Source organism: Litorimonas taeanensis, from assembly GCF_003634015.1.
Taxonomy (GTDB): Bacteria; Pseudomonadota; Alphaproteobacteria; order Caulobacterales; family Maricaulaceae; genus Litorimonas; species Litorimonas taeanensis.
The window spans coordinates 102,609-124,768 of sequence record NZ_RBII01000001.1 but is presented as its reverse complement, the minus strand read 5'-3'; the positions used below and the strand labels follow the sequence as shown (position 1 = coordinate 124,768).

The 22,160-nt window shown below is 47.8% G+C and carries 22 protein-coding genes; 13 read left to right on the top strand and 9 right to left on the bottom strand.

Going from position 1 to position 22,160, the window contains the following annotated elements:
- Positions 1–5 precede the first annotated feature (5 nt).
- Complete coding sequence (trpA, locus tag DES40_RS00550) at positions 6–806, top strand: tryptophan synthase subunit alpha (RefSeq protein ID WP_121098636.1); 801 nt, start codon at positions 6–8, stop codon at positions 804–806.
- A 4-nt stretch (positions 807–810) separates the two neighbouring features.
- On the top strand, positions 811–1,083 hold the full coding sequence (locus DES40_RS00545; protein ID WP_121098635.1) for a hypothetical protein: 273 nt from the start codon (positions 811–813) through the stop codon (positions 1,081–1,083).
- Positions 1,084–1,089: 6 nt separating this feature from the next.
- Here the strand turns inward: DES40_RS00545 and carB are convergent, their stop codons facing one another.
- On the bottom strand, positions 1,090–4,371 hold the full coding sequence (gene carB / locus DES40_RS00540) for a carbamoyl-phosphate synthase large subunit (RefSeq protein ID WP_121098634.1): 3,282 nt from the start codon (positions 4,369–4,371) through the stop codon (positions 1,090–1,092).
- Positions 4,372–4,617: 246 nt separating this feature from the next.
- Here carB and DES40_RS00535 point away from each other — a divergent pair, with 246 nt between their 5' ends.
- Both DES40_RS00535 and DES40_RS00530 read left to right on the top strand, forming a co-directional pair.
- A complete protein-coding gene (locus tag DES40_RS00535; protein WP_121098633.1) occupies positions 4,618–5,472 on the top strand; it encodes a M48 family metallopeptidase in 855 nt (284 codons plus the stop codon).
- Positions 5,473–5,512: 40 nt separating this feature from the next.
- A complete protein-coding gene (locus DES40_RS00530; RefSeq protein WP_121098632.1) occupies positions 5,513–6,541 on the top strand; it encodes an NAD-dependent epimerase/dehydratase family protein in 1,029 nt (342 codons plus the stop codon).
- Between the two features lie 12 nt (positions 6,542–6,553).
- Here the strand turns inward: DES40_RS00530 and carA are convergent, their stop codons facing one another.
- Complete coding sequence (gene carA / locus DES40_RS00525; protein WP_121098631.1) at positions 6,554–7,708, bottom strand: glutamine-hydrolyzing carbamoyl-phosphate synthase small subunit; 1,155 nt, start codon at positions 7,706–7,708, stop codon at positions 6,554–6,556.
- A 263-nt stretch (positions 7,709–7,971) separates the two neighbouring features.
- On the opposite strand from carA, the gene DES40_RS00520 reads away from it, so the two are divergent.
- The 6 genes from DES40_RS00520 to DES40_RS00495 all read left to right on the top strand — a co-directional run bounded on the left by DES40_RS00520 (position 7,972) and on the right by DES40_RS00495 (position 12,251).
- Positions 7,972–8,463, top strand: a complete 492-nt coding sequence (locus DES40_RS00520) for a GatB/YqeY domain-containing protein (protein ID WP_233345313.1) — start codon at positions 7,972–7,974, stop codon at positions 8,461–8,463.
- A gap of 87 nt (positions 8,464–8,550) precedes the next feature.
- Positions 8,551–8,853: a YggT family protein gene (locus DES40_RS00515; protein ID WP_121098629.1), complete on the top strand. Its 303-nt coding sequence runs from the start codon at positions 8,551–8,553 to the stop codon at positions 8,851–8,853.
- Between the two features lie 62 nt (positions 8,854–8,915).
- On the top strand, positions 8,916–10,841 hold the full coding sequence (locus tag DES40_RS00510) for a heme lyase CcmF/NrfE family subunit (protein WP_121098628.1): 1,926 nt from the start codon (positions 8,916–8,918) through the stop codon (positions 10,839–10,841).
- Entirely contained in the window at positions 10,841–11,365 is a 525-nt protein-coding gene (locus DES40_RS00505; protein ID WP_170144817.1) for a DsbE family thiol:disulfide interchange protein, read from the top strand. Before DES40_RS00510 ends, DES40_RS00505 begins: the two co-directional genes overlap by 1 nt.
- Positions 11,365–11,778 carry a cytochrome c-type biogenesis protein gene (locus DES40_RS00500; protein WP_121098626.1) on the top strand — a complete coding sequence of 138 codons (414 nt, stop codon included), beginning with the start codon at positions 11,365–11,367 and terminating at the stop codon, positions 11,776–11,778. Before DES40_RS00505 ends, DES40_RS00500 begins: the two co-directional genes overlap by 1 nt.
- Positions 11,775–12,251 carry a hypothetical protein gene (locus tag DES40_RS00495; protein ID WP_121098625.1) on the top strand — a complete coding sequence of 159 codons (477 nt, stop codon included), beginning with the start codon at positions 11,775–11,777 and terminating at the stop codon, positions 12,249–12,251. The genes DES40_RS00500 and DES40_RS00495 overlap by 4 nt, the downstream gene beginning before the upstream one ends.
- Positions 12,252–12,263: 12 nt before the next feature.
- Here the strand turns inward: DES40_RS00495 and DES40_RS00490 are convergent, their stop codons facing one another.
- The 4 genes from DES40_RS00490 to hemC form a co-directional block, all read right to left on the bottom strand.
- On the bottom strand, positions 12,264–13,805 hold the full coding sequence (locus tag DES40_RS00490) for a heme biosynthesis protein HemY (protein ID WP_121098624.1): 1,542 nt from the start codon (positions 13,803–13,805) through the stop codon (positions 12,264–12,266).
- A 66-nt stretch (positions 13,806–13,871) separates the two neighbouring features.
- Positions 13,872–14,774: a hypothetical protein gene (locus tag DES40_RS00485; RefSeq protein ID WP_121098623.1), complete on the bottom strand. Its 903-nt coding sequence runs from the start codon at positions 14,772–14,774 to the stop codon at positions 13,872–13,874.
- A gap of 3 nt (positions 14,775–14,777) precedes the next feature.
- A complete protein-coding gene (locus tag DES40_RS00480; protein ID WP_121098622.1) occupies positions 14,778–15,500 on the bottom strand; it encodes a uroporphyrinogen-III synthase in 723 nt (240 codons plus the stop codon).
- Entirely contained in the window at positions 15,493–16,422 is a 930-nt protein-coding gene (gene hemC / locus DES40_RS00475; protein ID WP_121098621.1) for a hydroxymethylbilane synthase, read from the bottom strand. Before hemC ends, DES40_RS00480 begins: the two co-directional genes overlap by 8 nt.
- A 38-nt stretch (positions 16,423–16,460) precedes the next feature.
- On the opposite strand from hemC, the gene tsaD reads away from it, so the two are divergent.
- From tsaD to DES40_RS00460, 3 genes are read left to right on the top strand one after another with little or no spacing between them, the layout of a single operon-like run.
- A complete protein-coding gene (gene tsaD, locus DES40_RS00470; protein ID WP_121100292.1) occupies positions 16,461–17,579 on the top strand; it encodes a tRNA (adenosine(37)-N6)-threonylcarbamoyltransferase complex transferase subunit TsaD in 1,119 nt (372 codons plus the stop codon).
- The gene (locus tag DES40_RS00465; RefSeq protein ID WP_121098620.1) at positions 17,576–18,583 is read left to right on the top strand and encodes an NAD(P)H-dependent glycerol-3-phosphate dehydrogenase; all 1,008 of its coding nucleotides are present in this window, start codon (positions 17,576–17,578) and stop codon (positions 18,581–18,583) included. The genes tsaD and DES40_RS00465 overlap by 4 nt, the downstream gene beginning before the upstream one ends.
- Positions 18,580–18,879 carry a YciI family protein gene (locus DES40_RS00460; protein WP_121098619.1) on the top strand — a complete coding sequence of 100 codons (300 nt, stop codon included), beginning with the start codon at positions 18,580–18,582 and terminating at the stop codon, positions 18,877–18,879. Before DES40_RS00465 ends, DES40_RS00460 begins: the two co-directional genes overlap by 4 nt.
- Here DES40_RS00460 and DES40_RS00455 read toward each other — a convergent pair.
- The 3 genes from DES40_RS00455 to DES40_RS00445 form a co-directional block, all read right to left on the bottom strand.
- A complete protein-coding gene (locus tag DES40_RS00455; RefSeq protein WP_121098618.1) occupies positions 18,876–19,886 on the bottom strand; it encodes a sensor histidine kinase in 1,011 nt (336 codons plus the stop codon). The genes DES40_RS00460 and DES40_RS00455 overlap by 4 nt on opposite strands.
- A 149-nt stretch (positions 19,887–20,035) precedes the next feature.
- The gene (locus DES40_RS00450; RefSeq protein WP_121098617.1) at positions 20,036–20,509 is read right to left on the bottom strand and encodes a DNA polymerase III subunit chi; all 474 of its coding nucleotides are present in this window, start codon (positions 20,507–20,509) and stop codon (positions 20,036–20,038) included.
- 11 nt (positions 20,510–20,520) lie between these two features.
- Positions 20,521–21,996 carry a leucyl aminopeptidase gene (locus DES40_RS00445; RefSeq protein ID WP_121098616.1) on the bottom strand — a complete coding sequence of 492 codons (1,476 nt, stop codon included), beginning with the start codon at positions 21,994–21,996 and terminating at the stop codon, positions 20,521–20,523.
- Between the last annotated feature and the right edge of the window lie 164 nt (positions 21,997–22,160).

Genomic DNA, 22,160 nt, shown 5'->3' with positions numbered 1-22,160 from the left:
AGTAAATGACCCAACGCATTGATCAAACATTCGCCAATCGCAAAGCCAAAGGCCAAGCGGCCTTCGTTGCCTATATAATGGGCGGTGATCCAGACCGAGAGACGTCTCAGCGCATACTTAATGCTTTACCCGAAAACGGTGTTGATATTATCGAGTTAGGCATTCCGTTTACAGACCCGATGGCTGACGGCCCCGTTATTGAAGAGGCTGGCATACGCGCGCGCGAGGCAGGAACGACCCTGACATCCGTTTTAGAAATGGCTACAGAATTCAGAAAAACAAATACATCAACACCTATTATTGTCATGGGCTATGCCAACCCAATACATCATATGGGTTTTGAAAAATTCTCTAGCGCTGCGAAAGAGGCGGGGGTAGATGGCGCAATCATTGTCGATCTACCGCCTGAAGAAGACACTGACTTACGAAAAGCCTTTGAAAAACATGACCTCGCTCTCATTCGCCTTGCTACCCCAACAACGGATAGTGCGCGCTTGCCAAAAGTCGTAAGTGGCACCAAAGGCTTTGTATATTATGTGTCTATGAATGGCGTGACAGGAGCCACGCTTGCCCAAGGCGGAACAATTACTGATCAAGTTGCCCGCGTTAAACAAGCTGCCAACCTACCCGTTGTTGTGGGTTTTGGGGTAAAAACCCCTGAACGCGCAAAAGAAATTGCCAAAGATGCAGATGGTGTGGTCGTGGGCACCGCTATTGTAAAAGCCATAGAAGAAAATGGCCCTGATGAAGCATTGAAACTGGTAAAGTCTCTCGCTGACGCAACGCATAGTGTAACAAAGGGGTAGAGATATGGCTTGGGAAAGACGCCGACATCCAGAATTACAAGCGGATTTAGACATCTTGCTTTCAGATATGTGTACAGAATGGAATATGTGCGCAGGCGTGACGGCCCATGATCTTTTAAAAGACGGGAAGCCCCTCACCTCCAAACGCTTTACCGAAGCGCTAATCATCGCAGAAGGCTTAAAGCCTGAGGATGAAACCAATATGGTGCGACGGATTAAACGAAAATTCGTCCAACGCTATGGGCATAGTGTGACCAAAAAAGAGTATCAGGGCTAAACGCCCCTAACCCGCCGCAATACTTTGTAGGCTTTCGACTTGGTAATCACCATTTGCTAAATCTTTAATAGCTTCCACACTGGCACGCGCTGCCGCAGCCGTCGTGAAGTATGGGATTTTCTGTGTCAAAGCCGTTCGGCGAAGCGAGAAGCTATCTTTCAGAGACTGCTTGCCACTGGTCGTATTAAAGACAAGTTGCACATCTTCACTTTTCATTGCGTCAACAATGTGCGGCGAGCCTTCGTGAACCTTGTTGACAGTCTCAACAGCCACACCTTGGTTTTTAAGAAATGTTGCTGTTCCGCCTGTCGCCAGAATTGTAAAGCCTAGGCCAATAAGCTCTTTAGCCAAAACCGACATAAGCGGCTTATGTTCATCACGCACTGAAATAAATACCTTACCCGAGCGTGGCAAAGTCACACCACCGCCCAATTGGCTCTTGGCAAAGGCCATTCCAAATGTCTCAGAAAGCCCCATGACCTCTCCTGTTGAGCGCATCTCAGGGCCAAGAACAGTATCAACGCCAGGGAAACGCGCAAAGGGGAATACCGCTTCCTTTACAGCAATATATTTTTGCGGGCGTGTCGATAAATCAAAACTAGAGAGTTTCTCTCCTGCCATGACTTTTGCCGCGATATTCGCCACGGGGAGACCAATAGCTTTAGCTACAAAAGGGACAGTCCGTGAGGCACGAGGATTGACTTCAATCAGGTAAACAACTTCGTCTTTGACGGCAAATTGCGTGTTCATCAATCCAACAACGCCCAGTTCTAAAGCCAGTGCTTTTGCTTGCCGGCCTAGTTCAGTAATGATGGCGGGTGACAATGTGTAAGGCGGTAATGAACAGGCAGAGTCACCAGAGTGAACGCCTGCTTCCTCGATATGCTCCATGATGCCTGCAACAAAAACGTCTTCGCCATCGCAGATAACGTCTACGTCCACTTCAATTGCATCTCTCAAATATTGATCGATTAAGAGTGGTGATTTTCCAGAAACCTTCACTGCTTCATTAATGTAGCGGTTTAATTCTGCATCGCTATCAACGATTTCCATACCCCGTCCGCCAAGGACATTAGAAGGACGCAGGACAAGCGGATAACCGACATATTCCGCAGCGGATTGCGCTTCTTTTACAGTCCGCGCAATTGCATTATTGGGCTGTTTAAGACCTAACATCTCAACAAGATCTTTAAACCGTTCACGGTCTTCAGCGCGGTCGAGTGCATCACGTTTTGTGCCCAAAAGAGGGATACCATTACTTTCAAGCGCTTCGGCTAGTTTCAGCGGTGTCTGACCACCAAACTGCACAATCACGCCAAGAAGCTCACCCTTTTCTTTTTCCGTAGTGATAAGCTCAAGCACATCTTCTTCGGTCAAGGGTTCAAAATACAAACGGTCGGATGTATCGTAATCCGTTGAAACAGTTTCAGGGTTACAATTAACCATGATGGATTCTATGCCAATATCCGCCAATGCATAGGCCGCATGGCAACAGCAATAATCAAATTCAATGCCTTGACCAATACGGTTAGGCCCGCCGCCTAAAATGATAACTTTCTTTTTGTCTGAAACACGCGCTTCATCTTCGACAACACCGCCAAAGCTTGGGTTTTCATAGGTGGAATACATATAAGGAGTTTTCGCCTGAAACTCGGCGGCGCATGTATCAACGCGTTTGAAGACGGGGCGAACTTTTGCGGCATGTCGAGCAGTTCGAACGTTGGATTCTGTTGTATGTGTAAGCTCTGCAATGCGGGCGTCTGAGAAACCTTCAGCCTTTATCGCACGCCATGTTTCTGCATCACTAGGCAACCCTGTTTCTGTCAACCAGCTCTCTGCTTTTATGAGCGTTTCGATTTGGCGCAAGAACCACTTATCAATCATCGTGATATTGTAAATTTCTTCTATATCGAAACCTTGTCGCATGGCTTGTGCAATTACGAGCAAACGATCGGGCGCTAGGATTTTTAACCGCTCAATAATGGCGTCGCGTAGCATTTCCCCTTTGAGTTCGCCATCCGGATCGAAATTAATTTCGTTTAAACCGGTTAGATCCGTTTCAAGTGAACGCAGAGCTTTTTGGAAGCTCTCTGTGAAGGTTCGGCCAATCGCCATCGCCTCGCCGACTGACTTCATTGCCGTGGTTAAAACGGGTTCAGAACCTGGAAATTTCTCAAAGGCAAAACGAGGGATTTTTGTCACGACATAATCAATGGTCGGCTCAAAGGCCGCTGGCGTTGCGCCCGTTATATCATTATCCAATTCATCAAGCGTGTATCCTACAGCCAGCTTTGCCGCAATTTTCGCAATTGGAAAGCCCGTGGCTTTTGACGCTAAGGCAGAAGACCGTGAAACGCGGGGATTCATTTCAATCACAACCATGCGGCCATCCGCTGGATTTACGCCAAATTGAACATTCGACCCCCCTGTTTCAACGCCAATTTCGCGCAGAACCGCTATAGAGGCATCGCGCATGCGCTGATATTCTTTATCGGTTAATGTCAGCGCAGGGGCTACAGTGATGGAATCCCCAGTATGCACACCCATAGGGTCAATATTTTCAATCGAGCAAATGATAATACAATTATCAGCTTTGTCTCGAACGACTTCCATTTCGTACTCTTTCCAGCCAAGCAAGCTCTCATCCACAAGAACTTGATTGGTTGGAGAGGCCTTGAGGCCAGAACGGATAATGTCTTTATAAGCCTCAATATCATAGGCGACGCCGCCGCCCGTACCGCCCATTGTAAAGGCCGGTCGAATAATCGCTGGCAAGCCTGTATAGTCGAGGGCCTCAATCGCTTTTTCAACGCCCGCTTCGATATCTCCATCAGGAGCAGTCACAATAGTAGCCCGTGGGTTTTCCAAGCCAATTTTCGTCATGGCTTGGGCAAAACGTTCGCGGTTTTCAGCTTTGTCGATTACATCGGCTTTCGCCCCAATCATTTCCACATCATATTTTTCAAGCACGCCCATTTCTTCGAGGGCCAAGGCGGTGTTCAAAGCCGTTTGCCCTCCCATCGTTGGCAGAAGGGCATCTGGCTTTTCGATGGCGATAATTTTCTCAACGATTTCTGGGGTGATGGGTTCGATATAAGTGGCATCAGCCATGCCCGGGTCAGTCATGATTGTTGCGGGATTGGAGTTCACCAAAATGACTCGATACCCCTCGTCCTTCAGCGCTTTACAGGCCTGTACCCCTGAATAGTCAAACTCACAGGCTTGGCCAATAATAATTGGTCCCGCCCCGATTATAAGGATGGAAGAGATGTCGGTACGTTTAGGCATGAACGAGACCCATATGATACATTAAAACTTCAAGAATCTGGCCCCAAAAGCCAAATTGTCTTCCCATAGAGAAATGCGAGTGAAGGTGCAAGTATTCTGCCCAAGAAAAGCTAGGGTAATCCATTTATTCTTAACAGAATTTGTAAAGGTCAACCGCAAGCTCTTTGTCGTCCACCATTGGCCGCTATTGCCTACTAGATTTCAGATAAAAATTTAGTAGTGTGAATGAATTCGGAGGGATACAGAATGGTCTATCGAACACAATTAGGGGGCGCCCGGCGTCGCGGCGGCGGCTTTCGTTGGCAAATCATGGTCCTCTTTGCGATTGGCGCGGCAATTTATTATTTTGCCAATCAAGAGACAGTGCCTTTTACAGGACGCAAACAGCTCCGCACGATGGAACCTGAGCAAGAAATACAGCTCGGCCTTCAATCCTATCAACAAATACTTGCCGATAATCGTGAGAATTTGATTACATCAGGCCCTATCGTAGACGCGACACGTGAAATAGGCGTTCGTCTTGCCCGTGCCGCAAGCAATGAAGACCCTGGCTTTGATTGGGCTTTTAACGTAATTGACAGCCCCCAAGCCAACGCCTTTGCTCTGCCGGGCGGCTACACGGCTGTTTATACGGGACTGATACCGATTGCCGAAAACGAAAATGGTCTAGCCGTTGTCATGGGCCATGAAATTGGTCATGCGCTGGCGCATCACGGCGCAGAACGTATGGCACAGCAAAACATGCAGCGCATTGTCGGCGCAGGTGTCTCGCTCGGTGCCGGCGGCATGGATTATAGCGCACAAAGGGCTGTTATGGGCGTCTTTGGCGGGATTAGCCAATATGGATATGCTTTACCTTTTTCACGCTCACACGAATCCGAAGCCGATTATATTGGACTTATCCTGATGTCCCGGGCCTGTTATGACCCCCGAGAAGCGCCGCGTCTTTGGGAGCGCATGGGCGCAGAGGCTGGTGCAACACCGCCAGAATTTCAAAGTACACACCCAAGCCCTGAAACACGTGTACATGATTTTAACGAATGGATGCCAGAAGCTATAGAAGTCTATAATCAAAGCTGTCCCAACAAGATATCTCTATAGGCCTGCTTGTCTTTAATTCCTTTAGTCGAAAGCTCCCCCAATGACAGACACCGTACTTGTTACCGGCATTTCCGGCTATATCGGCTCCCATGTCGCAGCTAAACTTTTAGAAAAAGGTTACGCCGTACGTGGGTCAGTACGCAACAAGGTCAAAGGTCAACGTATTGTAGATGCTTTAGAAGAGGCGGGGTCTGATATTTCAAAGCTTAGCCTCGTTGAAGCCGACCTTGAACAAGATAAAGGCTGGGCCGAAGCAACGAAAGGCTGCCGCTTCATACAGCACATTGCCTCTCCTTTTCCGCTTGAAGCTCCAAGCGACAGAGAAGCTCTTGTCCCTGCCGCCCGCGCAGGGGCGCAGCGCGTCTTAGAACATGGTTTCTCAGCCGGTGTAGAGCGCATCGTTATGACCTCTTCTCTCGTGTCCATGATGGGACAGCCCGGACGGTCAAAAAAAATGATTGTCACTGAAAGTGATTGGTCTGATCCAGAATGGAAACCTTTAACGGCTTATCCTGTTTCGAAAACCAGAGCAGAACTTTCAGCTTGGGCCTACACAAAAGCTCAAGACCTCACCGACCAATTAACAACCGTCTGCCCGGGCATTGTTTTGGGGCCCGACCCCTATCAGAATGGCGGCGCATCAATGGGATTGATCAAAGCCATGTTTGAGGGTGATTTCCCCCGCGCGCCCAAAATCGCTTACCCAATCATAGATATACGGGATTGTGCATCCATACATGTTGCGGCGATGACCGCAGACAAAGCCGGCGGACGACGTTTAATGGCGGCAGGACAAACCTACTGGCTAGCGGGAATCGCAAATGTTCTCAAAGAGGCTTATCCAACGGCCGAGAAACTTCCCAAGGGGGAATTCCCGAATATCCTAGTGCGTATCATCTCCCTATTTGATGATCGCGTGAAAGGCATCTTACCTGATTTAGGGATTTTTCACGAAGCTGATTACGCTTACGTTACTTCAATGACGGGTGTCATACCACGCCCATCAAAGGATGCGATTTTGGCCGCCGCGGCGAGCCTAATCGAAAACGGCGAAGTGAATTTGCAATAGCGCTATATTGGCTTAGCCCAGCGCGTCAGCAAATCTTTCGAATAAATAGAAACTATCCTGCGGGCCCGGGCTGGCTTCAGGGTGGTGTTGTACAGAAAACACTGGTTTTCCTTTCAACCGAATACCGCAATTTGAACCATCAAACAGGCTGACATGCGTTTCTTCGAGAGAATCCGGTAAGCTCTTACTGTCGACAGCAAAACCGTGATTCATGGACACAATTTCTACTTTTCCTGTTGTATGATCTTTCACAGGATGATTTGCTCCATGATGCCCTTGTTCCATTTTGATGGTTTTTCCGCCGAGCGCTTCGGCTAGCATTTGATGTCCAAGGCAAATACCCAGCATTGGCATGTCTGCCTCAACAAGCGCTTTAATTATCGGCACAGCGTATTTTCCGGTTGCCGCAGGGTCTCCCGGGCCATTGGATAACACAACCCCGTCTGGTTTCATCGCAAGAATATCCTTTGCTGGCGTTTTTCCTGGCACTACTGTTACGCTAAGACCGACACTGACGAGATTTCTTAGAATGTTTCGTTTCACGCCGTAATCAATAAGAACAACCTTTTTGACGCCTTCTTTATCCTCATGCCCCTTGGGCCAAACCCAACGGGCCTCACGCCAATCAAAGGGTGTGTCTTGATCCATGTCTTGCGCAAGGTCAGCTCCGACAAGCCCTGCCCAATCTTTGGCCTGACTTACGAGCGCTGGAATATCGAACTTTCCGTCGACATTGTGGGCAATTACGCCCTTGGGCATGCCTTTATCACGAATAAAGCTTGTGATCGCGCGTGTATCAACACCAGAAATACCGATTATGTTACGGGCCTCAAGCCACTCGCCGAGTTCACCTTCAGAACGCCAATTAGAGGCTGGCGTAACCGCGGCCTTAAATATTGCGCCGCGTGCAGCCACTTTAGCGGCTTCAGTAGTCGCTTCTTCATCCTCATTTGTCGTACCAGTATTTCCGATGTGGGGAAATGTGAAGCATACAATTTGAGACGCATAAGACGGGTCTGTCAGAATTTCTTGATAGCCTGTTATTGCAGTGTTGAAACAAACCTCACCGACTGCTGCGCCCTGTGCACCAATACCTTGGCCATAAAATGTATCACCCGTTTCAAAGACTAAAACCGCCGTTACTTTGGAGGTGAATTTCTCAGCCATGACGCGATTTCCTTGCCTCTGTTCAAAACGGGCCTGCGAACAAGCCAAACTTTGCAGGCTTTTAAGGATAGTAGTCTATTTTTCAAGCGAGAATTACTTATTTCAACCTAACACTGCATTTCGGTGAGTAGAGCTGTGCGCAACTGTCATTCGGCTCTGTTTCACACCTTGGCAGAACGCAGGAAGCCTATATACTAGCCTGCGTTAGGATATACTGCCTAACAGTGTTTGAGCTTTAAAGGGCCTGCCATGCGGGTCGCTACGTGAAAATTTTTATGCCTGTGCCAGCCACCCCTTTACGGGATACATTATCAGAAAACACCAAAGACGCGATGCGCGCGAAAGATTCGGTCAGAGTCTCAACGCTGCGTTTAGTCAATGCAGCTGTAAAAGACCGGGATATTGCCGCGCGCGCTGAAGATCGTTGCGAAGGCATCTCAGATGCTGAAATATTGTCTATTCTAGCAAAAATGGTCAAGCAGCGCCAAGAAAGCGCGAAAACATATGATGATAATGGCCGCCCTGAACTTGCTGAACGTGAACGCACCGAAATTGAAATCGTACGTGAGTTCATGCCGCAACCTTTATCAGAAGCAGAACTTAAAGACGCCATAGCGAAGATAGTCGAAGACAGCGGCGCAACCTGCTTGAAAGATATGGGTAAAATTATGGCCCAACTAAAGACGGATTTTGCGGGACGTGTTGATATGGGCAAGGCTGGAGCCGTCGTAAAAAGCCACCTTTGTAGTTCTTAAGCACACGGCAATTCTAAGGTCATTCTCCACACATATCGATATCAGGTGAGACGCACACCCTAAACCCAGCGACTAGAAGAGATTATCATGAGTCCATTACAATCCATTATTGCCTATTTTTTAAGTCCTGCCGTCGGAATCCTCCAGTTTATCTTAATTGTTTACATGATTTTCAGCTGGTTGATTGCCTTTAATGTCGTGAATTTACGCAATCCTGTTATGGGTCAGATTTTCCAGCTTTGCCGATCTATTGTTGAACCCTTACTCAATCCTCTCCGCCGTCTCATCCCGTCAATGGGCGGATTTGATATCGCCTTTCTTCTTTTATTCCTCATTTTAATGTGGGTGAAAGGGTATGTAATTCCCCTGCTTTATAACGCCGCAGGTTAACCCACCCTTTAATGCCGAAAGTGTCGCAATAGCTTTCGGCGACGAAAGGGTTATAAACCCGCATGATTGCAGAAATCGGTCATTTTTGTCTTATTGCCGCGTTGTTCACAGCTATCGCGCAATGTATGATTCCGCTTTACGGTGCAGCAAACAATAAATCTGACTTTATGTCATTCGGCGATTACGCCGCGCGGGTTCAGTTCTATTTGCTTATCGCCTGTTTTACGGCTCTGACCTATTCATTTCTCTCATCAGATTTCTCCGTTAAACTCGCAGCATCACATTCCCACAGTTTAAAACCGTTAATTTATAAAATTTCAGGCGTATGGGGAAATCATGAAGGGTCAATATTGCTTTGGATGGTCATGCTAGGCCTCTATGGGTTTTTGTTTTCTGTCTTTTCTAAACGCTTACCGCCTGTTTTGCGGGCCCGTACCCTAGCCATACAAGGTCTATTAGGCGTGGGCTTTATCAGCTTTATTCTTTTTACGTCTAATCCGTTCGAGCGAATCTTTCCGGCGCCCATAGATGGCAATGGTCTAAACCCTCTCCTCCAGGACCCTGGCCTCGCCATACATCCACCACTACTTTACATGGGGTATGTAGGGTATTCATTGGCCTTCTCAATGGCTGTTGCAGCGCTCATCTCTGGAAAGATTGATAGAGATTGGGCACGCGCCCTTAAACCTTGGTCTCTTCTGTCATGGAGCTTCTTAACGCTTGGAATCGCCATGGGTTCGCTTTGGGCCTATTATGAATTGGGCTGGGGCGGCTGGTGGATGTGGGACCCCGTTGAAAATGTCTCTTTCATGCCTTGGCTCATCGGGACGGCGCTTTTGCATTCAATCCTTGTGATGGAACGAAAACAAAACCTAGCCCATTGGACGGTCTTGCTCGCCATCACGGCTTTTTCCCTAAGCCTTGTTGGAACCTTCGTTGTCCGGTCTGGCGTATTAGTCAGTGTCCACGCCTTTGCAGTAGATCCTGAACGCGGTGTCTACATTCTAGCGCTACTTTTATTGTCTACAGGCGGGGCTTTAGGCCTTTATGCCCTGCGGTCAAAGACACTTGTAAGACGGGCAGAGTTTGACCGCCTCTCACGCGAAGGTGGCCTTGTGCTGAACAATCTTCTATTGGCCACCGCAACGGCAACAGTATTTCTTGGCACATTTTATCCTCTGATTATGGATGCTTTCACTGGCGATAAAATCAGTGTTGGGGCCCCATATTTTGACCTGACATTTGCCCCCATTATGTCTGTTCTTATCGTGTTTATGGGCGCCGCGCCTTTGTTAAAATGGCAAGGGGATAGTCTAAAGACCCTCAAACGTTTTGCCATTATCAGCCTGATAGGCGCCGTCATTATTATCACATTCGCCGCTATGTTTGGGAATTCTGTTCTCGGCGGCTTAGGCTTAACCCTCGCGGCTTATTTGGCCTATGGCGCCATAAAAGCGTTTTTAAAACGTCGCCCTATTGGGCAACTCGCTCGTCCCGCAAAATATAATTTATATGCGTTTTTCACAGCTCACCTTGGCATGGCGGTTTTAACAGCAGGTGCCGTCATCATGAGCGTTTGGGCTGATGACACCATAGGGCGCATTAAACCCAATGAAACATTAAACGTCGCTGGCTATAGCTTCACACTTAACTCAATCAAAACAGGACAAAATCAAAATTACGGGTTCCGACGCGGTGAAGTTTCCGTAAAGAAGCGTGGAAAACTCGTTGATACCCTCCAAACAGAGCAAAGATTTTACCCCGTGCGTGACATGATAACGACAGAAGCTGGATTTCATTTTGCGCCTTTCTCGACCGTTTTTGCTGCCCTTGGCGAGGGCAACCCTGAAGACGGTTATATTGTGAGAGCCAATTACCACCCAGCGGTGACATGGATTTGGTTGGGCGCGCTCTTGATGGCTCTCGCAGGCTTCTTATCCTTACTGGGATTGCGCACCCCTTCTCACAAAGAAGTGGCTTCATCATAATGCGCGGCCTTATCCCTCTGATTGTTTTTGGCGTCATTGCTATAGCGCTCGCGATTGGCTTAACTAATGACCCACGGCGAATGGAAGATATGCTGATTGATCAGCCATTCCCTGAATTTTCCCTACCTACCCTATATGAACCTGAAACTCAGCACTCTAAAAGCGATATTCAAAATCAAGTCAGCTTGATTAACGTGTTTGGCTCTTGGTGTGTGACGTGCATAGTAGAGCATCCCGTTTTAATGAATATTGCAGAGACTGAAACGGTTCGGCTAATCGGGCATAATTGGCGCGACGAACGAGACAAAGCCATTACTTGGCTAGCGCGCCAAGGGAATCCCTATGATTCTATAATTTTCGACCCTGACAGCACTCTAGCCATTTCTCTAGGTGTTACTGCGGCCCCTGAGACTTTCATAACGGACAAACAAGGCCGCATTCGCTATAAACATTCGGGAGATATAACAGAGAAGGATTGGGAAACTGTTTTGAAACCGCTCATCGAATCCTTACAGGCAGAATAATGCGGTCATTCTTTTCATGCCTCTTCGTCGCCTTTTTCCTCTTAGGCCCCTCTGCTTTTTCCCAAGTAAACGGGGCAGAACTTGATGCCCGTGCCAGAGAGATTGGCCAGTCGCTTCGGTGTGTGGTTTGCCAAAATCAATCCATAGATGAATCGGATGCACCTTTGGCCCAAGACATGCGAAAACTCGTCAAAAAGCGTTTGATAGCTGGCGACAGTAACGCGGATGTCATCGCCTTTATGCGCGAGACTTATGGGGATTATGTTCTCTTAAAACCGCCCGTACAAAGAAACACCTACCCCCTGTGGGGGCTTCCCTTTTTAATTCTGATTGTTGGACTCACCTGGTTTTTTATATCCGGTTCAAAAAAACGGAGTCAGACTACTGATAAAGAAGAAACCTCGATTAAATGATTTGGATTCTCCCCATAATTATCGCCCTTGCCGTTGCCCTGTTCTTGGTAACGCCATTTCTTAAAGGCGGTAAAAACTCCCTCACGGTATCATTATTTATGCTAGGTTTTATAGGAGCATCACTCAGCCTGTATGCTCTCCTCGGAACGCCTGTTCAACCACAGACCCGTCCCTCAACGCCCGTCACTCAATCTCCGGCAGAAGTCACGCAATCCGATATTCTTGCCATGGTTGATGGGTTAGCCGCTAGGCTCTCAGAGGCTCCTGACAATGAAGAAGGCTGGATACGCCTTATCCGCTCCCGTATCGTGCTAGGCGACGTACAAGCTCTCATAAGAGACCATAAAGCCATGACCGCCCAGTACAAAAATGCCCCTGATACAATAGATAAGATCAATGAGGCCAGTGGCTTTAATGAATTTACCCGATCAATTGATTTAACGCCTAATGCGCCAATCAATGACGCCCCTTAATGTCACTTAATTTCATTTGGGTTTATCCAACAGGCTATCCAAACGTGCGGATAGATCATCTTTACTGACTATTTCATCTGATAAAACGACCTCTTCCTCAACGTCTATTTCTGTCCTGTCCGTGTTTTGAATATCTTCAAAATCGCGAATGACATCCTCTTCGGTTTCATCCTGAGAACTATGCTCTTCTAATAAACCCGCACGGCGGCGTGAGGCCCCTGTTTCATAACGCGGATGAATGAGTTCACCTGTATCGCCAAAGCTAAAAGCAAGACGGCGCCAATCCGCATCGCTATAATCAAAAGCCTCTCCTTCAGGGTCAAGGTCTGACCAATCAGGTTCCAAAGGCGCCGTGGCGGAGCGTTCATACCAAAGGCGCGCATCCGACATATTGCCAAGCTTTTCCTCAATTTGCCCTGCTAATTGACATAACCGAGCAGAGGGCGCGGCCTCTTCTGAATCTAATGTTAAATAAGGCGCTAATACCGAAAGTGCAGCCACATAGTCTTCGTCCCTCAGTTTCTCTTCTGCCTGCAACATATGAGACTCTTTATGATTAGGGTTTGTCCGAACAAGAGCATCGATACGTTTACCGCGTGTGCGTTTCGATTCCCCTTCTATCAGATCATAAAGCGCTAGTGATAAGGCAGGATGAGGTTTTTTTGCCCAAGCCTTCTCTATTAAGTTAATCGCCTTTTTGGACTCACCAGCTATTTTCAACAATTTTGCGGATAAAGCCACAGCAGGTGAAAACTCAGGCGTCGTAGTCGAGGCTTTAACAGCCAATTCAGTTGCGAGCTTGCTTTGACCTGATTCAACAATACGGTCAGCCTCCGCGGCTAATAATACTGCTCGGCGACGGCGGGCGACATCTTTGCTAATATGCTTTCGTTTCTCACCTTGGTCCAAAACCTCCAAGGCTTGTCCCCAATTATAATCAGCCAATTGCGCTTGGAACAATATATCAAAAGCCCAGCGTGCATTTTTATTGGAGTCATAAGCTTCTTGCGCGTGCTCTATCGCGCCGTGAATATCGCCGCAGGCCATTAATGTTCGCGCCAAACCATGCTGTCCTGTAGAGCGAGTTTTCTCTGACGTTAACATGGCTGTGTAATGCGACGCCGCTTCTGTATTATCGCCGCAGGCTTCAGCCGATTGCGCGCTCACAATTCGACCTAGGTCTTCTGACCCGATAAGTGTCCGCGCCCGTTCCGCCTTCTTTCTGGCTTTACTGGCATCACCATCTGCGCCCGCCAAAAGCGCCTCTTCCATTGCATCCAAGGCTTGATTCCGACGGCGCAAACCAACACCAGATCGAATACGAGACGGGAGGCGCCAAAGCCAAGAAATTAAAGACCAAATCAAAATCAAAGAAACAACGCCCACAGTGCCCAAGACAATCACCGCTTGCCAAGTCAAAACAATCGGATTCATCATTAAAACCCCACTCTGTGCAGAAGAGGTCAAAGTCAGTGTGGCATCATCTCCCACATAAAGCATCAACCCTGCGAGAGCGGCGAGGCAAATCAAAAAAGCCATTACATATTTTGTCATTGTATCTGTCTCATTTCAAAAAGCGGCACATCAAGGTTATTAGTGCATATCGCTTCAAAGTTTAGATTACTCATTTCTGGCACGGGCCACTGCCTCGCGCCAGTTTTGCCCAACAGAGCGGATATTTTCTGGTAGTGCGTCAAAAGCCCGTAAAGCAGCCCTAAGATCATCACGCGCCAAAGCCGTCTCTATGGTCTCAATTAATGCCACGGGGTCATTTGGCCCTCTAACCTGTATATGCTTGCTCAACGCTTTAGATAAAAAACCTTTTTCTTCATTTTGTTTAAAAACGGCATCAAGCAAAGCCTGTTTCGGGAAGGATGTATCCGTCACGATATATACGGGTTCCGCTGTCACTGGAGCCGGGTTTTCGGATAAAGTGATTAAGCTATTTGCCAAAGTTTCAACTTGGCCCTGTAGCGTCTCTTTTTCGCTTTCCAAAGCACCTAGACGAGCTTTGAGCTCCGAAACATCTGGCCAAGAAAAACCATCCTTCTGAGCTTGCTGAAGGGCCACTAAAGTCGCCTCGTCAATTTCAGGCAAGCGAGGTTGCGGACTGTTTTCTAACGCTTCAACTCGTATCAAGAGAGAGGTGATTTGGCTTTCATCTGGCAGAGATACAGCGTTTTGGTTAGCTTGCAATTGTAAGGTTTCAGCCCTTAACGTACCCAGTTCAGACTGTATTCCCTCTATCTGGTTATTTAACCTATCTTCGGCGTCGGCAATGGTGCGGTTTATTTTCGTATCAGTCGCCGATATATCTGGTTTAGGGGTAAAATATTGCGCGCCATACGCCCCGCCAAGCGCCCCTAAAATAGTCGCGAGAGCAAAAAGCAATGTAACAGGAATAATTCCCAAACCTTTTTTGGAAGGCGGCTCTTCTATACTATCCGAGTCGTGCTCCGTATGGGGTTCAACTTCTACCTCGACTTCAATCCCGTCATCGTCATTTAAATCACGTTCATCCATAATCTAGCTTAGGCCTTTTCTAATCTGCAAATCAAGCCGAAGCGCCTCTTCCATCGCATCTTGATTTGGGGCTTTGGCTACTAACCGCCGCTCAGTGCCTATACGCCCAAGTGCAGTGTCTGTTGTCTCACTAATGGACAGTATCGTCGTTCCTGCTATTGGGCTTGACCCAAGATGCGCGGAAATCACTCTGGCCGCCATAGGGGAATAGACCGTAATATAATCAAACCCACCTGCCTTTAACGGCAAATTTGAGTGCGGTTTAGAAATATAATAATCCTTCCAATCAGCCTTGTACCCAAGCTGACGCAGTGACTCGATAATAGAACGCCCCGCATGAGGGCCTGTGCAATGCATAATATATGTCGAGTCAGGGACTGTTTTCTTTATCCATGCAATGACATCTTTGGCATCGCCCTGCGCTGAGCTGACTTTGTAGAAACCTTTTTCTCTTGCAAGCGAGGCCGTTGCATCACCAACACAAACAACTTCAAATTCACGCGCATCATGTTTGCCCGAAAAAGCTGACACGCCGTGACGTGAAGTGAAAATAAGAACAGTGCCCGATGGCGGCAGCTCTCTTTCATCTGGCAATGTTTCTATTTTCAATGCTGGGGCGATCACAGGCTCCACCCCTATAAGCCTAAATTGGCTGGCCGTAGTTTCAGCGCGCGGCAAACTCTGACTAACCCATATAGTGGGCGGCATATTTTGAAACTTATTCATCCCAGTCTATATGAGGGCCTGCCGCTTGTTTCACAGCTTCGCCCAAACGATAGCCGAAATCATAAGCCTCTATTGTTGAGGATAAAGGCATTTGATCGGCGTTTGAAAATCTCGCGGAACCATCTTTTGCAATGACCTCGCCTTTAAAGACCATTGTCTCTCCGTCCCAAACAGCCAATGCGGCGATAGGCGTGCGGCAAGAGCCATCCAAAGCCCGAAGGAACGCCCGCTCGGCAGTAATCGCCAATTCAGTGGCCTTACAGTTTAGAGGCTTAATCAGCGCTGTTGCCGAGGTATCCGCTTTACGGGTCTCAATACCAATCGCGCCTTGCGCTGGTGCGGGCAACATACGATCCGTGTCTATAATTTCTGTGATCTCATGCTCTTGTTCGAGGCGCTTGAGCCCAGCGCAAGCAAGGAAAGTTGCATCACAAACGCCATCACTCAATTTTTGTAGACGCGTTCCAACATTCCCGCGCAGAAGGTCAAATTTGATATCAGGCCGCATAGCAGAGAGCTGCGCTCGCCGGCGGATAGAGGCAGTTCCGACTAAAGCCCCTTTGGGGAGATCTGCAAGACGTTCGTATTTTTTAGAAATGAAAGCATCTCTGGGATCTTCACGTTCCAAAATCGCTGTAATTTCTAAACTGTCCTGTCCAACGGTGGGAACATCCTTCATAGAATGGACCGCTAGGTCAATTTCACCCGTAACCAATGCTTCTTCGAGTTCTTTCGTGAAAAGCCCTTTACCACCAAATGCGCTCAAATGGCCTTTCAGGCGATCTCCTGAGGTCTTGAGAATTTTCACTGGGAATTGGTCGGGTGTCATACCCGTTTTCTCAACCAATAGGCGTTGCACCAAATAGGCCTGATATAACGCCAGTGGAGAACCACGCGTTCCGATTGTTAAGCTCTGTTGCATCCCTGTCCAACTAACCTTATCTCCTAAGCGTGACCACTATTTTTTCTAAAACTGCGACAACGCTTACACCTCCTTTTCTCGTTTTGGGGATTGAATCAAGCTGCGATGAGACCGCGGCCTCTGTTCTTCGATATACCAAGGAGGATGATATAGAGATTTTATCGTCGATTATCGCTAGCCAAGACGAAGAACATGCGCCATTTGGCGGCGTAGTCCCTGAAATCGCCGCTCGCGCGCATATGCAAAAGATTGACTATATTATCGAAGCCGCAATCAATGACGCCAATATTGAATATACAGATTTGGCAGGCATTGCCGCCACATCTGGACCCGGTTTAATTGGCGGCGTCATTTCTGGCTTACTTGCCGCCAAAGGGTTAGCACTATCGCTCGGCCGCCCTTTATTAGCGGTGAATCATCTTGAGGGACATGCTTTGTCGCCTCGTCTCGCGGCGCCTTGCGCCTTTCCATATCTACTGCTGTTAGTCTCTGGCGGGCACACTCAACTGTTATCCGTTAACGGATTAGGCGATTACACCCGATTAGGCAGCACAGTAGACGATGCAGCAGGTGAAGCCTTTGATAAATCGGCCAAGGTCATGGGACTTGGTTTTCCGGGGGGGCCGAATGTAGAAAAATGGGCCGCAAAAGGGGATCCAAATTCCATCCCCCTCCCGCGACCTTTCAAAGGTAAAGACCACGCGGACTTCTCATTTGCGGGGTTAAAAACTGCTGTCGCCCGAGCTTGGGAAGCCTCAGACAAATCTGATATCGCCAAAGCCAATATATGCGCTAGTTTTCAAAACGCTGTTGGTGATGTGATGCGTGAACGTACCTTGCGCGCCATAGCGATGTTCAAGTCCCTCCACGGAGAATTAGCCAAACGTTTTGTCGTTGCAGGCGGCGTCGCAGCAAATAAAGCTCTCAGGGCCCGCTTGACTGAACTTTGCGACACAGAAGGTTTATCGCTTCTCGCGCCGCCGCTCAAATTCTGTACTGATAATGCTGCTATGATAGCTTTAGCAGGCGCTGCTAAATTAGCCGCTGGCGACATAGATGATTTAGATGTAGCCGCCCGCCCGCGTTGGCCTTTGGACCAAAGAGCCGCTAGTGCCAACCCCGCCAGTGGATATGGCAAGAAAGGCCCAAAGTCATGACACAATCTTATCAATCATTTGGGGTTATAGGCGCAGGGGCATGGGGTACAGCTTTAGCGCAAAACCTTGCCGTGGCCGGCCGAGATGTGACGCTTTGGGCCTTTGAAAAGGACACAGTCGACTCCATCAACAAAGCGCATGAGAATACAGCCTTTTTGCCTGGTATTGCTTTGTCGCCGTCAATTACAGCCACACAGGACTTAACGGCGCTTGTGCAATGTGATGCGCTCTTATCTGTAGCACCAGCACAGCATACACGCTCTATTTTATCTACGCTTTCGAATGAGAAAGCTCTTACGGGCAAACCTGTTATTTTATGCTCAAAAGGCATTGAAATAAGTACGCGGGAATTCATGTCTGACGTGCTAAGTGAAACCTTGCCCCAAGTCGTACCCGTCGTATTATCTGGGCCGAGCTTTGCCATAGATGTAGCCAAAGGCTTGCCGACCGCTGTTACTCTGGCTTGCAAAGATGAAGTCATGGGCGCGGCTCTTGTGCAGGCTGTCGCAGCGCCGACATTTCGGCCTTATCTTGCAACAGATGTGCTAGGCGCGGAAATTGGCGGCGCCGTGAAAAATGTTCTCGCTATCGCCTGCGGTATGGTTTTGGGAATGGGTTTAGGCCGCTCAGCTCATGCTGCTATCATTGCTCGAGGCTTTGCAGAAATGCGCCGTCTAGGCAAAAAATTGGGCTGCGATCCTGAAACCCTAACCGGGCTATGCGGCTTGGGTGATTTAGTGCTTACGTGCTCAAGTGAACAATCTCGCAATATGTCTTGCGGCTTTGCGCTGGGTAAAGGCGAAAGCCTAGAGAAAATCCTAGCCGCCAGAACAAGCGTAACAGAGGGCGTCGCCAGCGCCCCTGCTTTGAAAAAAATGGCTGAATCTTTAGATGTCGATATGCCCATAAGTATAGCCGTTGCCGATATTTTGGCCGGAGATTTGAACATTCAATCTGCGCTTGTTGAGCTGTTAGCACGTGAACACAAAACGGAAGTTTTATGACCTATTTTCTTATACATACCGCAGATAAAGCGGACAGCCTGGCTATCCGTCAAAGCAATCGAGAGGCGCATTTAACTTGGTTAAAGTCTCATCCCGAGGTGACATTGCACATAGCTGGGCCATGGTTAGATGATGAAGGTATCATGCGCGGCAGTCTTTTAATTGTTGAAGCAGAATCAAAAGATATCGTCACGCATTGGTTGGAGACCGACCCCTATCGCCAAGCCGGCCTTACGGATAAAACTACGCTCCAACCTTATAACTGGGCCGTTGGCGCGCCCAAAAAATCTTCTTAGGGCAAAATCTCTTTCGTAGGGACTTTCAGAACCCACACCACACCCGTTGGTTCATAGGTCAATTTCACTGTACCTTGTAGGGACTGCGCCGCCATTTGATTAATGACCTTTTCTCCAAACCCGGTTTCTTTTGGCGGTTTCACTTTTGGGCCACCCGACTCGGCCCATTTCATTTCAAGGGTTTCCCCCCTTCTTCGCCAACTCACTTCGACCTTGCCCTTCACATTTGAAAGCGCCCCATATTTAACAGCATTTGTCGCAAGTTCATGCAACGCCATACCTATGGCCTGTGCCGCATTTGCATGGATTTTTATGGAAGGACCTTTTATCAAGATACGTCCACCTGAATTTTCGATAAATGGTTGTAAATGAGCCTGTACGAGTTTCTCTAAAACCACGTCAGTCCAGAGATTTTCGACTATCAGGTCTTGATTGGCTGAAAGAGAGGTTAAGCGATCAGAGAAGCGCGTTACGAAAGTCGACAAATCACCTTTCCGAGCCGTCATTCTGGCAATACTCTGCACCACGGTTAAAAGGTTTTTTGCCCGATGATTAATCTCGCCAAGAAGAAGTTTTACTTTCTCCTCGCTAGATTTCAGTTTGGTGATATTTTGCACGGCGACGACACCTGATATCGGCACCTCTTTTTTATCAATAATGCCAAATGTCACGAGTTTCCGAGCATGAACCCATAAAACTGTTCCATCTTCATGTTGCACTCGGTGTGTAACATCAAAGAAATTTTCGCTCTCACGGCTTAATAGTGCCTCTGTAATCGCTTTGATTCTCGCTTGATCTTCGACGTGGATTTTTTCGTGTAACTTCGCGCGTCGAATTGGCGTGTCAGGCTGTAGGTCAAACAACTCAGCAGCCCGGGCATCCAAAGTGATGGTGTCAGCGAGGTAATCTACAGATCCGAAGCCAAGTCCGGCGATAAGGATGCCTAGTTCTAACTGCTCACGACTAGCCTTTGATAGCGAGCGTTTTTCTGCGGGATCTAATTCCATATAAAATCTCGCATCCAACCTAGAGTAAAAATAAATTTATAAGTGCAAAACAAGTTAAAAATATAAACCAAAACATTATATAGGTTTCATTAAGCCTGTAGAATATGGCCGAATAAAGACCATAAAACAATGGCGTTTAAACCATAATGCTAGGCCCGTTTTTCCCATCGGCCACGCTCATTTTGCTGATAATAAGCAAGGCTGGCATTGATGGCTTTTAAGGCTTTCCATCGGCCTCGCTCTCGCGAGACATCTTGTTCTGAACGGCCATTTATCATGACCATAACGCGCGACACGCCTTCAGAGATTTCAACCTCTGCTCCATCTAAAAGGAACACAATATCAAATCCAGTTGCCACCTTGATATCTGAACTTAATAAAACAGGTTGCCAATCCGCCATAGGCTCGTCATCTCGCCCATGAGGAATAAAACTATCATCCCGAAATGTCCAAAGATGATCGTCAAATTGTTTTTGTTTATCCGGAGGTAATTTAACCAAAACTCGCCACCCTCTAGAGAGTGACTTTTCTAAGAGATCAGGCAGCACCCCCTCAAGGGTACTGCCTTCTAGGTGGTAAAACCAATAATCTGGGCCAGAAGTTTCTGAAGCGACATCTGACATAGGTTCAGACCTTAGCCTTCATAATTATCAGCTATCCAGCGGTTCAATAAACGCGCGCCAAACCCAGTACCAAAGGTCGTTTCTCTGGGGTCTTTGCGTGAATTTTTCATGCCTGTGCCTGCAATATCCAAATGAGCCCAAGGCGTATCTTTACCAACAAATCGTTGTAAAAATTGTGCAGCTGTAATGGAGCCAGCTTCGCGGCCTCCAATATTTTTCATATCAGCAAAGGGACTATCCAAAAGTTTATCATAGGCTTTTGACAAAGGTAGACGCCATGTTTTTTCAGTTGTGGTTTCAGAGGCAGCCAAAATCTGATTAGCTAACGTATCATCATTAGAAAACAGGCCAGCATGTTCATGTCCGAGCGACACGATAATAGCGCCTGTTAAGGTCGCCAAATCAATCATCGCAGCGGGCTTTATTTTGCTGACAGTATAATGAAGTACATCGCATAAAACCAAACGGCCTTCAGCATCTGTGTTTTGAACTTCAATAGTTTGGCCTGACATCGAAGTTACGATGTCGCCTGGGTTTTGAGCTTTCCCATCAGGCATATTTTCGACGAGTCCCACAAGACCCACGACATTGGCTTTTGCATTGCGTTTAGCTAGGCCTAGCATAGCGCCAACGACAGCGGCTGATCCGCCCATATCGCCTTTCATATCCCACATGCCTGCGCCAGGTTTCAATGAAATCCCGCCTGCATCAAACGTGACACCTTTGCCAATTAACGCCGTTGGCTTCTCGCCTTTTTTACCACCATTCCATTTCATAATGACGAACTGGGATTCGCGCTCAGAGCCAACACCGACACCCAAAAAGGCATTCATGCCAAGCGTTTTCATCCGTTTTTCGCCAATAATTTCAACTTTCAGACCAAATTCTTCGAGCGTCTTAATTTTGGCAGCATAATTTTTAGGGAACAAATCATTGGGCGGCATATTCACCAAGTCGCGAGCGTAAAGTGTGCCGTCACAAACGGGGCCATGATAGTTTTCATAAGATTTTTTCGCGGCAGCCGCATTCGCACATGCGACTTTTAGTGTCTTAATTTGAGGAGTTTTGGTCCGCGTGACATCTGTTTTGTAATTGTCAAAGCGATATGCCGCGAGCCGTGCCCCAACAACGGCACGCGCCGCATCCTCAGCCGAAGCGTCATCATTTAAGTGTAATGTTACCGTCGTTTCCCCCAAAGTAGAGAGACGCTTAATCGCTTTTGCAACGGCCATTTCATAATCAATCACTTCTTTTGCGCCCGTTCCAACAACCATCAAACGCACGGCTTTTGTTCCGCTCATGACAAATGTTTCGAAAATCGAGCCCGAATCTCCTTTGAAGTTCGCCGCTTTTACCGCGGCATCAAAGCTTTCTACCCCTGTCTCTCTATAGGCGTTCGCGGCGCTGTTCAGCGCCAACTTTTGGCCCGAGAACACAATAGCTGTTCCAGACTTAATGGGATTATTGGCTGTAAATGTAACTTTCACTAAGAACTCCTATAGACAGCAATCCGTATGGATAGCCGGTTTGCATAATTTAATTTTTATTCGCCCACACCTGCTAGTAAACGGGACCACTTCAGATTAGAAGACCCAATGCCGTTTATATCGCATATTCCGAACCTAGAGTCGATTGACGCAATGATGGCCGT

Excerpts from the sequence above, each read along its gene's own strand:
- trpA (WP_121098636.1), top strand. The coding sequence starts at position 6 with ATGACCCAACGCATTGATCAAACATTCGCCAATCGCAAAGCCAAAGGC.
- DES40_RS00545 (WP_121098635.1), top strand. The coding sequence starts at position 811 with ATGGCTTGGGAAAGACGCCGACATCCAGAATTACAAGCGGATTTAGAC.
- carB (WP_121098634.1), bottom strand. The coding sequence starts at position 4,371 with ATGCCTAAACGTACCGACATCTCTTCCATCCTTATAATCGGGGCGGGA.
- DES40_RS00535 (WP_121098633.1), top strand. The coding sequence starts at position 4,618 with ATGGTCTATCGAACACAATTAGGGGGCGCCCGGCGTCGCGGCGGCGGC.
- DES40_RS00530 (WP_121098632.1), top strand. The coding sequence starts at position 5,513 with ATGACAGACACCGTACTTGTTACCGGCATTTCCGGCTATATCGGCTCC.
- carA (WP_121098631.1), bottom strand. The coding sequence starts at position 7,708 with ATGGCTGAGAAATTCACCTCCAAAGTAACGGCGGTTTTAGTCTTTGAA.
- DES40_RS00515 (WP_121098629.1), top strand. The coding sequence starts at position 8,551 with ATGAGTCCATTACAATCCATTATTGCCTATTTTTTAAGTCCTGCCGTC.
- DES40_RS00510 (WP_121098628.1), top strand. The coding sequence starts at position 8,916 with ATGATTGCAGAAATCGGTCATTTTTGTCTTATTGCCGCGTTGTTCACA.
- DES40_RS00505 (WP_170144817.1), top strand. The coding sequence starts at position 10,841 with ATGCGCGGCCTTATCCCTCTGATTGTTTTTGGCGTCATTGCTATAGCG.
- DES40_RS00500 (WP_121098626.1), top strand. The coding sequence starts at position 11,365 with ATGCGGTCATTCTTTTCATGCCTCTTCGTCGCCTTTTTCCTCTTAGGC.
- DES40_RS00495 (WP_121098625.1), top strand. The coding sequence starts at position 11,775 with ATGATTTGGATTCTCCCCATAATTATCGCCCTTGCCGTTGCCCTGTTC.
- DES40_RS00490 (WP_121098624.1), bottom strand. The coding sequence starts at position 13,805 with ATGACAAAATATGTAATGGCTTTTTTGATTTGCCTCGCCGCTCTCGCA.
- DES40_RS00485 (WP_121098623.1), bottom strand. The coding sequence starts at position 14,774 with ATGGATGAACGTGATTTAAATGACGATGACGGGATTGAAGTCGAGGTA.
- DES40_RS00480 (WP_121098622.1), bottom strand. The coding sequence starts at position 15,500 with ATGAATAAGTTTCAAAATATGCCGCCCACTATATGGGTTAGTCAGAGT.
- hemC (WP_121098621.1), bottom strand. The coding sequence starts at position 16,422 with ATGCAACAGAGCTTAACAATCGGAACGCGTGGTTCTCCACTGGCGTTA.
- DES40_RS00465 (WP_121098620.1), top strand. The coding sequence starts at position 17,576 with ATGACACAATCTTATCAATCATTTGGGGTTATAGGCGCAGGGGCATGG.
- DES40_RS00460 (WP_121098619.1), top strand. The coding sequence starts at position 18,580 with ATGACCTATTTTCTTATACATACCGCAGATAAAGCGGACAGCCTGGCT.
- DES40_RS00455 (WP_121098618.1), bottom strand. The coding sequence starts at position 19,886 with ATGGAATTAGATCCCGCAGAAAAACGCTCGCTATCAAAGGCTAGTCGT.
- DES40_RS00450 (WP_121098617.1), bottom strand. The coding sequence starts at position 20,509 with ATGTCAGATGTCGCTTCAGAAACTTCTGGCCCAGATTATTGGTTTTAC.